Raw genomic sequence first — 12,614 nt, 5'->3', positions numbered from 1 at the left:
CCGATCCGCATGACCGAGCCGCGTGGCCCGGTCGCCGGATCAGCCGCCGCTCGCGTCGGTTTCGGAAAGCGAGCTTGCCATGTTCTGGATCAGGTCGTTGAGCCCCGCACGCCACCCGTTCACGGTGTCGACATAGCCGGACAGGAGCCCTGCCATTTGCGGAACAGCCTCCGCCAGTTGCGGCGCGAAGACGTAAAGCACCAGCGCCAGCACCGCCAGAACGATGGCCAGCCGAAAGCCGGCGCGGAAGCCGCTCTTGCCGGGAACTGCCGTGACGTCCTGCGTCGGAGATACCGACCGGCTCTCTTCCTTTTTGCCGTCGGAGTCGAGTGACGAGTTGATCTCGTCGATATCGGGCAGAAGATTGCTGCGCGAGGACGGGTCGATATCGTCGACCTGGGCCTCGGTCTTTTGCGCCTCGGGTTCGCCGCGAAGGCGCGCCATGCGGGCGCGGGCCTCTTCCGAGCGCCTTTGCGCGTCGTTGTCGGTGTCCTGCAGGCCCAGTTCCTGCTGCGTCTCGACCGTGCCGCGATTGTCCATCTCGCGCGCGCGGTATTCGCGTTCGGCTTCTTGGCGCAGGACGTCGGCCACGGCGGGGTCTATCTCGCGGCGTTTCGGTTCCGCAGGCGGGTCATCGTGGTCTGCGGCCGGGAAATACTCTTCTTCGCCGGAGGCATCGTCCCCGTCATCTTCGGCGCTGTCGGAGTCATAGCTGTCGGGGGCATAATGCTCCGCGTCGTCCGGCTCGGCGCCATAGTCGTCCGCATCGTCCTGCCAGGGAGGGTCGCTGCTCGGCACCGTGTCGGTTGCGGGAGCGGCGGTTTCCTCTTCGACAAGGTCCTCGGGCGCGTGATCCGGATGATGCTGAAACCATGTCGAGCCGCAGTCGGAACACTGCACGTCGCGACCTGTTTCGGGAATGACTTCCGTGGGAACTTCGTATTGCGCCCCGCAATTTGGGCATATCAACCGCATCTTGCCACCCGCTGCCTTCGCCTGACCGGCATATCCGTGCTTTTTGTTCCGCAAACCTTACGCAGAAATACCCGACCGGAAAAGAGGCAATAGGGTAAGTGCCGTAGTCGTTGCACAAGTGTGTCCTGTGGGGCATGAAGGGCAAAATGCATTGGGGGCCGAAGTGATCGAGCTGGAAAACGTCGCCTACAGCTATGGCGGGGGGGAACTGCTGAGTGACATCTCGCTCAAGCTCCAGGCCGGGTCGTTTCACTTTCTGACCGGCCCGTCGGGCGCGGGCAAGACGACCTTGCTGAAACTCTGTTACGGGGCGCTGATGCCCACCGCGGGCGAGGTGCGCCTGTTCGACACAGACGTGCGCGCGATGGAACGCGACGACATCGCCTATGCCCGCCGCCGGATCGGGGTGGTGCACCAGGATTGCCAGTTCCTGGATCACCTGAGCGTAGCCGACAACATCTCGTTGCCCCTGATGGTGTCCGGGCGCGACCTGCTGAACGAGTCCGCGAACCTCAAGGAACTGATCGGCTGGGTCGGGCTGAAATCGCGGGCCGACGCGCTGCCGCCGGAGCTGTCGGGGGGCGAGCGGCAACGGGCGGCGCTGGCGCGCGCCATCATCATGTCGCCCGATGCCGTGCTGGCGGACGAGCCCACGGGCAACGTCGACTGGGAGATGTCCCAGCGCCTGCTGCGGCTGCTGATCGAACTTAACCGCATGGGCAAGACGATCATGGTCGCGACCCATGACCTTGCGCTGATCCGCGCCGCCAAGAGCCACGTGCAGGCGCGTGTCCTGCGCATCTCGAACCGGCGGCTGCAACTGGCGGGGGCGGACCTGTGAAGGTGGATTTCACCCGAGTGACCGAGTTCATCGTCGGCGACACGCAGGCCGACCGGGTTGTGCCGCCGACTGGCTTTACCGCGTCGCTGACGCTGTTCAGCGCGGCGGCGATGGCGTTCCTGGCCGTCTTCGCCCTGGCGCTTTCGATGGCGACCGGGCGGCTGGCCGATCGCTGGGGCTCGGAACTGGCACGGTCCTCGACGATCCGCATTTCCGCGCCCGAAGGACAGATGGCGGCGCAGACGGCGGCGACATTGAAGATATTGGAAACGACCAAGGGCGTCGCTTCGGCCCGGGCGCTGGAGCCCGATGAACAGCGCGCCCTGCTGGAGCCCTGGTTCGGACCCGACCTGCCGGTGGACACGCTGCCCATTCCGCAACTGATCGAAGTGATCGAGGAGGGCGAGGGCTTTGACGCCGGCGGGCTGCGTCTGCGTCTGGCGGCCGACGTTCCGGGGGCGGTGCTGGATGATCACACGCGCTGGCGCAGGCCGCTTGTCAGCGCGGCCACGCGGCTGCGGATGCTGGGCTACATCTCGATCCTTCTGATCGGGGCGGCGACGGCGGCGATGATCACGCTGGCGGCCAATGCCGCGCTGGCGGCGAACACGCAGGTGATCGGCGTGCTGCGCCTCGTGGGCGCGCGCGACACCTATATCGCCCAGGCCTTCGTGCGGCGCTTTACCCTTAGGGCCCTGACCGGGGCGGCGGTGGGCACCGCGCTGGCGGGGCTGGCTGTTTTCCTGTTGCCCGCCGCGCAGGACGAAGGCGGGTTCCTGACCGGACTGGGCTTTCGCGGCTGGCAATGGGTGTGGCTGTTGCTGATACCGCCGCTGGCGGCCGGAGTGGCCTTTTCCGCGACCCAGGCGGCGGCGCGCAAGACGCTGAAGGACACGCCATGAGACACGCGTTGCAATGGGTCAGATCGGCGATCTTCGTGGGCCAGATCTATTTCATGATGCTGCCCATCGGGATCGTGTTCCTGCCCTGGGCGCTGGTGTCCTCGCGGGGCGCGAACGCCGCCTGCAAGGCGTGGTGCGCCTGGGTCCGCTGGACCGCGCGCTGGATGGTGGGGCTGAAGACCGAAGTGCGCGGCACACCGCCCACGCAGGAATGCCTGATCGTCGCCAAGCACCAGTCTTTCTTGGATATTATCCTGATATTCGCCAGTGTTCCGACCGGCAAGTTCATCATGAAACGCGAGCTGATGTATGCCCCGATCATCGGGCAATACGCGCTGAAACTGGGCTGCGTGCCCGTGGACCGGGGCAAGCGCAGCCAGGCGATCAAGAAGATGATTGCCGATGTCGGCCGGGGGCGTCTGCGGCCAGGGCAGCTGATCATCTACCCGCAGGGCACGCGCATCGCGCCCGGGGTGAAGGCGCCCTACAAGATCGGCTCGGCAATCCTGTATCAGGAGATGGCGCAGGACTGCGTTCCCGTGGCGACGAATGTCGGGCTGGTCTGGCCACGCAAGGGCGTGATGCGGCGGCCCGGAACGGGGGTGGTGGAGTTCCTGCCGGCGATCGAGGCGGGGTTGCCCAAGGAGGAATTCATGGCGCGGCTGGAGCAGACGATCGAGACCAATTCCAACCGGCTGATGCGCGAAGCGGGGTTCGATCCGGATGAAGTTCATTAACGATATCAAGGCGCTGGAGGCGCTTTACGGAACGCCTGCCGTCGCCAGCACGCGCAAGGTGGTGCATCGGCTGACGCCGCTTTACCGGAAATGGATCATGACCTCGCGCTATTGCGTGCTGACTACGGTCGGCCCGGACGGCACCGATGGCAGCCCGCGCGGCGACGATGGCCCGGTGGTGCTGGACTTGGACGAGACGACCCTGGCGATGCCCGACTGGCGCGGAAACAACCGTCTGGATTCACTGAGGAATATCGTGTCGGACGGGCGTGTGTCATGCATGTTCATGGTGCCCGGATCAAACACTGTGGTGCGGGTGAACGGCACCGCGAAGCTGACCGCCGACGAAGGGTTGCGCGCCCGGTTCGAGCGACAGGGCAAGCATCCGGCGACGGTGATCGTGATCGCGATTTCCGAGATCTACAGCCAGTGCGCCCGCGCCACCGTCCGGGCCGGTCTGTGGAGCCGGGACGACAGCGAGGGACTGCCGACAGTGGGCGAGTTGCTGGCTGAGGCCTCGGGCGGAGACGAGGGCGGCGCGGAGTATGACGCCGGCTGGAGCGCCCGGGCGGCGAAGACGATGTGGTAGGTGAGGTGTGAAGGGTTAACGGGCGAAAATCCACGTCGGTATCGCGTCGGTATTCGGGTGGCATCGCGTCGGTATTTTTTCGAGGCGGCAAAGGTTTACAGACCGTGCGATCGGAATGGGCGGACGTGGGTTTTCACCCACCCTACGAGGTCCCGGATCAGGTCCGGGACGGGTAAGCACCAGGTGGCGCGGTCAGGCTTAGTATTCGTTGATCGTGACGCCTCGGGCCCTCAACGTGGCCAAGACTTCATCCGCCTCTGGCGCGTGGTCCGTCGTGAAGTACCGGAACTTTCGCAGCTTGGGCAGTTGCAGAAGTGCGTCCCAGTTGCGCCAGGGTCTGCCGATCAGCCCGAGGTCCAGCACCTCGAGCTTGGGGGCGCGGAGATAGGCGGCCAGATCATTGGCGTCGTGCATCGCGGAAAATCCGAACACCCGCAGATTGGGCAGAAGCGCCAGGTCGGCGAGGCTGTCGATGTCGAAATCTTCGGTTTCGCCGCCCCAGAAGGTGAAGATCCAGCCGTAAATATCCAAGCCGCCGTCGAACCAGAGTTCCTCGACCGCGGCCAGATGCGCGGCGGTCAGGGGGTACTGGCGGAAGTAGCTGAGGAACGCGCGGTTCAGGGTGTAGCCGTCGCGTTCGTAATCGTACTGGCCCTTGCTGAGCCGGTCCTGAAACGTCCACTCGTCGCCCAGATCGAGCGTGCCATTCGACATCAGGGCGTCGATCACAGCCAGCTTGAAGTTGGGATCTGCAAAAGGCGCGTGGTCCTTTTGCAGATCCGCGACGGGAACCCAATCGCGCATGTCAGCTGTGGATCGGGCCGTCGCCGCAGGCCAGAGCCGCTTCGCGCACGGCTTCGGAATAGGTCGGATGGGCGTGGCAGGTCAGGGCCAGGTCCTCGGCCGCGGCGCCGAATTCCATGGCGACGCAGATCTCGTGGATCAAATCGCCGGCCATCGGGCCGATGATATGCGCGCCGAGGATGCGGTCGGTTTCCTTGTCCACGAGGATCTTGACGAACCCGTCGGCGGCAAAATTCGCCTTGGCCCGTCCATTGCCCATGAAGGAGAACTTGCCGGCCTTGTATGCGCGGCCTTCTTCCTTCAGTTCCTCCTCGGTCTTGCCGACGGCGGCGACCTCGGGGTGGGTGTAGATCACGCTGGGAATGACGCCGTAGTTCACGTGGCCATGCTGGCCCGCGATGACGCAAGCGGCGGCCATGCCCTCGTCTTCGGCCTTGTGGGCCAGCATCGGGCCCGAGATACAGTCGCCGATGGCGTAGACGCCCTTGACGTTGGTCTGCCAGTGGTCGTCGGTCTTGATCTGGCCGCGCTCGGTCATTTCGACTCCAAGGCTGTCCAGTCCTAGCCCGTCGGTGAACGGCTTGCGCCCCGTGGAGACCAGCACGACGTCGGCATCGAGCGTCTCCTCGCTGTCGTCCTTGCGCAGCTTGTAGGTGACCTTGGCCTTGGTCTTCATCGCCTCGACGCCTTGCACGGCGGCGCCCATGATGAAGTTCAGCCCCTGCTTTTTCAGCAGCTTGTGGAAGTTCTTCTGTACCTCGCCATCCATGCCGGGGGTGACATGGTCGAGATATTCCACGACCGTCACCTCGGAGCCGAGGCGGGAATAAACCGAGCCAAGCTCCAGCCCGATGACGCCGGCGCCGATGACGACCAGCTTTTTCGGCACCTTGGGCAGTTCCAGCGCGCCGGTCGAGGAGACCACGGTTTTCTCGTCGATCTCGACGCCCGGAAGCGTGCTGACCTCGGAGCCGGTGGCGATGATGATGTTCTTGGCCTCGTGCGTGTCGTCGCCGACCTTGACCTTGCCCGCCTCGGGGATGGAGCCCCAGCCCTTGAGCCAGTCGATCTTGTTCTTCTTGAACAGGAACTCGATGCCCTTGGTGTTCTGGCCGATGGTTTCGTCCTTGTAGGACAGCATCTGTTTCCAGTCGACAGACGGGCTTTTGCCCTTGAGGCCCATGGCGGCGAAGTTGTGCTCGGCCTCGTGCAGCATGTGCGACGCGTGCAGGAGCGCCTTGGAGGGAATGCAGCCCACATTCAGGCAGGTGCCGCCCAGGGTTTCGCGGCCCTCGACGCAGGCGGTTTTCAGGCCAAGCTGGGCGCAGCGGATCGCGGCGACATAGCCGCCGGGGCCGGAGCCGATTACGATGACGTCATAGGATGCCATTTGATATTCTCCTTCGCGTGTCGGGCGTGTTGGTCCCGAACCTATGCTTTTTGTGGTGCGGTGTCACGACGCGGGCGGGGCGCAGTCGGGCACGGTTTTGAGGATTTCGTGCAGAAGGTCCGTCCACTCGGCGTCGGGGTTGTTCTCCATGAAGCCGATGGCGGGGATGAAAGCGTTCTGGAAACCGGGGTGGAAGGTTTCGCCATCCGACCACCAGGGCGTGATGGTGCCGCTGACCAGGGTGAAGTCGATGGTCTTGCCCGGCAGGTCGACGCGGGTGATCTGGAAACAGCCGTCGGCTTCGCCTTTGGGGGCGCCGTCGGTGAAGGTGTTGGTCTTGCTGTCGTAGTCGCGGTGCATGACGAAGAATGAGCCTTCCTCGATGACGAACTCGGCGGCGGCGGGCGTGGCGGCAAGTGCGAGGGCGAGGGCGAGGGACAGGGGACGGATCATAGCAGCGCGGCCAGGAACATGAGGGCGGTCGCGGCGAAGCCCACCAGCCAGATCAGCGACCGCCAGGGGCGCAGGCCCAGGTAATAGGCCGGGATATAGGCGATGCGGGCAATGAGGTACGCCCAGGCGCAGGCGGTGGTGACCCAGGTGGACTGGCCCGAGACGGCGATCACGACGCAGGCGATGGTGAAGAGGATCAGCCCTTCGAAATGGTTGTCCATCGCGCGGCCCAGCCGGGCGGTGCGGTCGGACATCTGCCGCGAGGGTTCGCGGTCGCGCGCCGAGGTGGTGTAGCCGGGGCCGAGCTCCATGTTGGCGGGCACGGCGTAGAGGGCGAATTGCACCACCTGTAGAAGGGCGGCGAGCGTGAGGACAGTCAGTTCGGGGGTCATGCGGTTTGGATCGCCTCTGCTATGGCCTCGGCCTTGGCGTCGAACGTGCCTGTGCGGGCCGAGGGGTGGGGCGCGCGGATATGCGGCACGTTGAAATGGTTCAGCACCCGGGCGGCATCGTGGCCGAGCGCGATGGGGCGGCGGCCGAGACGCTCAAACTGGCCGATGGCCTCCCAGCTTGCGCGGGCATGGGCCGGGGGGATGGTGGAGGAGCGCTGCGGCGTGAGCAGGTGGAAGACCGGGGTGATGTAGATATCGGCGCGGGTGAGGTCCAGTAGCGCCAACACCTTGTCGATCACGCGGTTGAAGGGGTTGGTGGAGAGGTAGCCTTGCCGCGTGAGTTCCGCGCGGTGGCGGCGGACGGAGGGCGCGTCGAGCCAGTCCTTGGACACCAGCATGGGGCCGGTTAGGCTGCCGGAGGTCATCTGGATGGGCGAGACGTACTCGCCGTCGAAGCCTTCCTCGGCCAGCGTCGGGTAGTCCGGCAGGCGGAAGGCGCGGCGTGCGGCGACGGCGCGGGCGTATCCGGCGGCGTGGGTCATCCGTGGGTCGCGTCCCGGGCTTGACCCGGGACCTCTGCGTGGGCGAGAGGCCCCGGCTCGGGGGCCGGGGCGGGTCGCTCTTGGTTCATGCCGTCTCCAGCATGTGGGAGGCCGCGGGGCCATGGCCCAGCCCGGTTTCCTTGTCGACCCAGGCCTTGGCGCGGGCGACGTCGTTGACGTCGAAGAGGACCCAGCGGGTGCCCGTGCCCTCGCGCCACATCTGAAGCTGGGTGAGACCGGCATTGGCCCGATCCTCGGCATGGGAGTCGTGGGCGCCTTGGTCGAAGCTGTCGTAGCGGAGGAGGAGTTGGGTGGTCATGGAAGTCCCCTTTGCGCCTCATGTTTGGGAATGGTGGGGTGAAACCCCACCCTACGCGGACCCGTAGGGTGGGTGAAAACCCACGCGGGCCTTTACAAATCCATCAGCAACCGCCGCGGATCCTCCAGCGCGTCTTTCACACGCACCAGGAAGGTCACGGCGCCCTTGCCGTCGACGATGCGGTGGTCGTAGCTGAGGGCGAGATACATCATCGGCCGGGCCTTGATCTCGCCGTTGACCACCATGGGGCGTTCCTGGATCTTGTGCATCCCCAGGATACCCGATTGCGGGGGGTTGAGGATGGGCGAGGACATCAGCGAGCCGTAGACGCCGCCGTTGGAGATGGTGAAGGTGCCGCCCTGCATTTCGGCCATGCTGAGCTTGCCGTCGCGGGCGCGGGCGCCTTTTTCGGCGATGGCTTTCTCGATATCGGCGAACCCGAGCGCATCGGCGTCGCGGATCACGGGGACCACGAGGCCGGTGGGCGTGCCGGTGGCGATGCCCATGTGCACGAAGTTCTTGTAGACGATATCGGTGCCGTCGATTTCGGCGTTGACCTCTGGCACCTCTTTCAGCGCGTGGCAGCAGGCCTTGGTGAAGAAGGACATGAAGCCCAGTTTCACGCCGTGCTTCTTGGCGAACTCGTCCTTGTACTGGTTCCGCAGGGCCATCACTTCGGTCATGTCCACCTCGTTATAGGTGGTGAGCATGGCGGCGGTGTTCTGGCTGTCCTTGAGGCGGCGGGCGATGGTCTGGCGCAGACGGGTCATCTTGACCCGTTCCTCGCGGCTGGCATCTTCGGCCGACACGGGCGCGCGGGGCGCCTGTGCGGGCGCCGACGAGGCGGCGGGCGCGGCGCTGCTGGCGGCGGACACCGCCTTGGCGACATCCTCCTTCATCACGCGGCCGTCGCGGCCCGAGCCCTGTACCTGGTCGCGGCTGACGCCCTTTTCGGCCATCGCCTTTTTCGCCGAGGGCGCATCCTCGATATCGCGGCCCGGAGGCGGGGCGGTATATTGCCCGCCATTGGCGGTGGCCGGGTCATCGCCCTTCGCCTCGTCCGCGTCGCCGTCGGGGCGCTCAGCCGGTTCCACGGCACCGTCGGCACCGCCCGACAGGACGGCGAGCTTGCCGTTGGCCTGAACGGTGTCGCCTTCATTCGCGAGAATCTCGGTCAGCGTGCCGGCGGCGGGCGAGGGGACCTCGACCGAGACCTTGTCGGTTTCAAGCTCGCACAGCATCTCGTCCTGGCTGACATTGTCGCCGACCTTCTTGAACCAGGTCGAGACGGTGGCCTCGGACACGGATTCTCCCAGCGTGGGCACCATCACGTCGATGTTGCCGCCGCCGCCCGAGTCGCCGTCCTTGTCGCCACTGTCGCCGCCGGATTTGGCGGGTGCGGGCTCGGGTTTCTTCTCTTCCTTCTTCTCGGCCTTCTTGGGCGCGCTGTCGGATCCGCTGTCGCCTTCGGACAGGGTGGCCAGCAGGGCGTCGACGCCCACGGTCTCGCCCTCTTGCGCGACGATCTCGGCCAGTGTGCCGGCGGCGGGCGAGGGCACCTCGACGGTGACCTTGTCGGTTTCCAGCTCGCACAGCATCTCGTCGGCCTCGACCGTGTCGCCGGCCTTTTTGAACCAGGTGGCGACGGTGGCTTCGGTCACGGATTCGCCCAGCGTGGGCACGCGTACTTCGGTGGTCATTACGTGTTATCCTTCGATCGTCAGCGCGGAATCGACCAGCGCTTCTTGTTGGGCCTTGTGTTGGCTTGCGAGGCCCGTTGCGGGCGAGGCGGAGGCCTGTCGCCCGACATAGACGGGCCGGGTGTGCTTGGCCTTGATGCGTTGCAGCACCCATTCGATGTTGGGCTCGATGAAGCTCCAGGCGCCCTGGTTCTTGGGCTCTTCCTGGCACCAGACCATCTCGGCCTTCTTGAAGCGCTCGAGCTCCTTGACCATCGAGATGGCCGGGAACGGGTAGAACTGTTCGACACGCATCAGGTAGACATCGTCGAGGCCGCGCTTGTCGCGTTCTTCCAAAAGGTCGAAATAGACCTTGCCCGAGCACATGACGACGCGCTTGATCTTGTCGTCCGATTTCAGCTTGAGCTCGGAATTGCCGTATTCGGCATCGTCCCACAGAACCCGGTGGAAGCTGCTGCCCGAGGTGAACTCCTCGGCCTTGGAGATGCACATCTTGTGACGCAGAAGCGATTTCGGCGTCATCAGGATGAGCGGCTTGCGGTAGGTGCGGTGCAGCTGCCGGCGCAGGATGTGGAAATAGTTCGCCGGGGTCGAGCAGTTGGCGACGATCCAGTTGTCCTGTCCGCACATCTGCAGGAAGCGTTCGAGCCGCGCCGAGGAGTGCTCGGGCCCCTGGCCTTCGTAGCCGTGGGGCAGAAGGCAGACGAGGCCCGACATGCGCAGCCACTTCGATTCGCCCGAAGAGATGAACTGGTCGAACATGATCTGGGCGCCGTTGGCGAAATCGCCGAACTGCGCTTCCCACAGGGTCAGCGCGTTGGGCTCGGACAGGGTATAGCCATACTCGAAGCCCAGGACGGCGTACTCGGAGAGCATCGAGTCGATGACCTCGTACTGCGCCTGGCCTTCGCGGATGTGGTTGAGCGGGTAGTAGCGCTCTTCCGAGTCCTGGTCGACGAGGCCGGAATGCCGCTGGCTGAACGTGCCGCGGGTGCTGTCCTGCCCGGCCAGCCGCACGCGGTAGCCTTCGGTCAGCAGCGAGCCGAACGCGATTGCCTCGGCGGTGGCCCAGTCGAAGCCTTCGCCGGTCTCGAACATCCTGGCCTTCGTCTCCAAGAGGCGCGACACGGTCTTGTGCAGCGGCGTGCCCTCGGGCGGGGTGGTCAGGGCGCGGCCGATCTCGGCCAGGGTCTTTTTCTTGATGGCGGTTTCGCCGCGCTGGTAATCCTCGTCCTTGCTGTCGAGATGGGACCACTTGCCGTCCAGCCAGTCGGCCTTGTTCGGGCGGTATTCCTTGCCGGCCTCGAACTCGTCGGCAAGGTAGGACTGGAACGCGGCCTTCATGTCGTCGATCTCGCCCTCGGGGATGAGCCCGTCCTTGACCAGCCGCTCGGTGTAGAGCGAGAGCGTGGTCTTCTGCGACTTGATCTTCTTGTACATGATCGGGTTGGTGAACATCGGCTCGTCGCCTTCGTTGTGACCGAAGCGGCGGTAGCAGATGATGTCGATCACCACGTCCTTGCGGAACTTCTGGCGGAACTCGGTGGCGACCTTGGCGGCGTGCACGACCGCCTCGGGATCGTCGCCGTTGACGTGGAAAATGGGCGCCTCGACCATCAGGGCGATATCCGTGGGATAGGGCGAGGAGCGCGAGAAGTGCGGCGCGGTGGTGAACCCGATCTGGTTGTTCACGACGAGGTGCATGGTGCCGCCGGTCTTGTGGCCCTTCAGCCCCGAGAGGCCGAAGCATTCGGCGACGACGCCCTGGCCCGCGAAGGCCGCGTCGCCATGCAGCAGGAGCGGCATGACGGCGGTGCGTTCCTTGTCGGCCAGCTGGTCCTGCTTGGCGCGGGATTTGCCCAGCACCACCGGGTTCACCGCCTCGAGGTGGCTGGGGTTGGCGGTGAGGGAAAGGTGCACGGTGTTGCCGTCGAATTCGCGGTCCGACGAGGCGCCGAGGTGGTATTTCACGTCGCCCGAGCCGTCCACGTCCTCGGGCTTGAACGATCCGCCCTGGAACTCGTTGAAGATGGCGCGGTAGGGCTTGCCCATGACGTTGGCCAGCACGCTGAGGCGGCCCCGGTGGGGCATCCCGATGACGATCTCCTTCAGGCCCAGCTGACCGCCGCGCTTGATGATCTGTTCCATCGCGGGGATCACCGCCTCGCCGCCATCGAGGCCGAAGCGCTTGGTGCCCATGTATTTCACATGCAGGTATTTCTCGAAGCCCTCGGCCTCGACCAGCTTGTTCAGGATCGCCTTGCGGCCCTCGCGGGTGAAGGTGATTTCCTTGTCGTAGCCCTCGATGCGTTCCTTCAGCCAGGCGCTCTCTTCGGGGTCGGAAATGTGCATGTACTGCAGGGCGAAGGTGCCGCAATAGGTGCGCTTGACGATCTCGAGGATCTCGCGGATCGAGGCGACCTGCAGGCCCAGCACGTTGTCGATGAAGATGGGCCGGTCCATGTCGGCATCGGTGAAGCCGTAGGATTTCGGGTCAAGCTCGGGGCGGTCGGGGCTCTCGCGCAGGCCCAGCGGGTCGAGATCGGCCGCCAGGTGGCCCCGGATGCGGTACGCGCGGATCAGCATGAGGGCGCGGACGGAATCGAGCACGGCGCGTTTCACGGCGTCGTCCGAGACCTCGATGCCTTTCTCGGCGGCCTTCGACTTGATCTTGTCGCCGGCCTGGCGCGCCTCGACTTCGGTCGGGTAGTCGCCGGTCAGCGCGCTGGTGAGATCGTCTGCGGGCTGCGGCGGCCAGTCGGGGCGCGCCCAGCTTGGCCCGGCGGCCTCTTTCTTGACGTCCGTATCCCCGTCGCCCAGTTCCCGGAAGAAGGCCTGCCAGGCCTCGTCGACCGCATTGGGGTCGTTGGCGTATCGCGCGTAAAGCTGTTCGAGATACTCCGCGTTATGCCCCTGCATGAAGCTGGAGGCGTGGAACTGGTCGTTGGGGGATTGGTCGGTCATTGGAAT

Annotated in this window: 13 protein-coding genes; 4 read left to right on the top strand and 9 right to left on the bottom strand. The window is 65.2% G+C overall.

Annotation, left to right across the window (positions count from 1 at the left end; genetic code table 11):
- Positions 1-39: 39 nt before the first annotated feature.
- Positions 40-975, bottom strand: coding sequence for a zinc-ribbon domain-containing protein (locus FIU89_RS22640; RefSeq protein ID WP_254701734.1), 936 nt, complete (start codon positions 973-975; stop codon positions 40-42).
- Between the two features lie 163 nt (positions 976-1,138).
- On the opposite strand from FIU89_RS22640, the gene FIU89_RS19095 reads away from it, so the two are divergent.
- Genes FIU89_RS19095 through FIU89_RS19080 form a run of 4 tightly spaced genes read left to right on the top strand, consistent with a single transcriptional unit; the run spans position 1,139 to position 4,044 of the window.
- The gene (locus tag FIU89_RS19095; RefSeq protein ID WP_152494597.1) at positions 1,139-1,816 is read left to right on the top strand and encodes a cell division ATP-binding protein FtsE; all 678 of its coding nucleotides are present in this window, start codon (positions 1,139-1,141) and stop codon (positions 1,814-1,816) included.
- Positions 1,813-2,718 (top strand): ABC transporter permease, encoded by a 906-nt coding sequence (locus FIU89_RS19090; RefSeq protein ID WP_152494056.1) that lies wholly within the window; start codon positions 1,813-1,815, stop codon positions 2,716-2,718. Before FIU89_RS19095 ends, FIU89_RS19090 begins: the two co-directional genes overlap by 4 nt.
- A complete protein-coding gene (locus FIU89_RS19085) occupies positions 2,715-3,455 on the top strand; it encodes a 1-acyl-sn-glycerol-3-phosphate acyltransferase (protein WP_152494055.1) in 741 nt (246 codons plus the stop codon). Before FIU89_RS19090 ends, FIU89_RS19085 begins: the two co-directional genes overlap by 4 nt.
- On the top strand, positions 3,442-4,044 hold the full coding sequence (locus FIU89_RS19080) for a pyridoxamine 5'-phosphate oxidase family protein (RefSeq protein WP_152494054.1): 603 nt from the start codon (positions 3,442-3,444) through the stop codon (positions 4,042-4,044). The genes FIU89_RS19085 and FIU89_RS19080 overlap by 14 nt, the downstream gene beginning before the upstream one ends.
- A gap of 198 nt (positions 4,045-4,242) precedes the next feature.
- Here FIU89_RS19080 and FIU89_RS19075 read toward each other — a convergent pair whose 3' ends face one another.
- The 8 genes from FIU89_RS19075 to FIU89_RS19040 form a co-directional block, all read right to left on the bottom strand.
- A complete protein-coding gene (locus FIU89_RS19075; RefSeq protein WP_152494053.1) occupies positions 4,243-4,848 on the bottom strand; it encodes a hypothetical protein in 606 nt (201 codons plus the stop codon).
- Between the two features lies 1 nt (position 4,849).
- On the bottom strand, positions 4,850-6,238 hold the full coding sequence (lpdA, locus tag FIU89_RS19070) for a dihydrolipoyl dehydrogenase (RefSeq protein ID WP_152494052.1): 1,389 nt from the start codon (positions 6,236-6,238) through the stop codon (positions 4,850-4,852).
- A 63-nt stretch (positions 6,239-6,301) separates the two neighbouring features.
- Positions 6,302-6,691 (bottom strand): hypothetical protein, encoded by a 390-nt coding sequence (locus FIU89_RS19065; RefSeq protein ID WP_152494051.1) that lies wholly within the window; start codon positions 6,689-6,691, stop codon positions 6,302-6,304.
- Entirely contained in the window at positions 6,688-7,083 is a 396-nt protein-coding gene (locus tag FIU89_RS19060) for an MAPEG family protein (protein WP_152494050.1), read from the bottom strand. Before FIU89_RS19060 ends, FIU89_RS19065 begins: the two co-directional genes overlap by 4 nt.
- Entirely contained in the window at positions 7,080-7,625 is a 546-nt protein-coding gene (locus tag FIU89_RS19055; RefSeq protein WP_152494049.1) for a hypothetical protein, read from the bottom strand. The genes FIU89_RS19060 and FIU89_RS19055 overlap by 4 nt, the downstream gene beginning before the upstream one ends.
- An 85-nt stretch (positions 7,626-7,710) precedes the next feature.
- Complete coding sequence (locus FIU89_RS19050) at positions 7,711-7,944, bottom strand: hypothetical protein (RefSeq protein ID WP_152494048.1); 234 nt, start codon at positions 7,942-7,944, stop codon at positions 7,711-7,713.
- Between the two features lie 92 nt (positions 7,945-8,036).
- On the bottom strand, positions 8,037-9,644 hold the full coding sequence (odhB, locus tag FIU89_RS19045) for a 2-oxoglutarate dehydrogenase complex dihydrolipoyllysine-residue succinyltransferase (protein WP_152494047.1): 1,608 nt from the start codon (positions 9,642-9,644) through the stop codon (positions 8,037-8,039).
- A 6-nt stretch (positions 9,645-9,650) separates the two neighbouring features.
- Positions 9,651-12,608 (bottom strand): 2-oxoglutarate dehydrogenase E1 component, encoded by a 2,958-nt coding sequence (locus FIU89_RS19040; RefSeq protein ID WP_152494046.1) that lies wholly within the window; start codon positions 12,606-12,608, stop codon positions 9,651-9,653.
- Positions 12,609-12,614: the final 6 nt, after the last annotated feature.

It is taken from the genome of Roseovarius sp. THAF27 (assembly GCF_009363655.1).
Lineage (GTDB): Bacteria > Pseudomonadota > Alphaproteobacteria > Rhodobacterales > Rhodobacteraceae > Roseovarius.
This window is presented reverse-complemented; position numbering and strand designations above follow the sequence as displayed.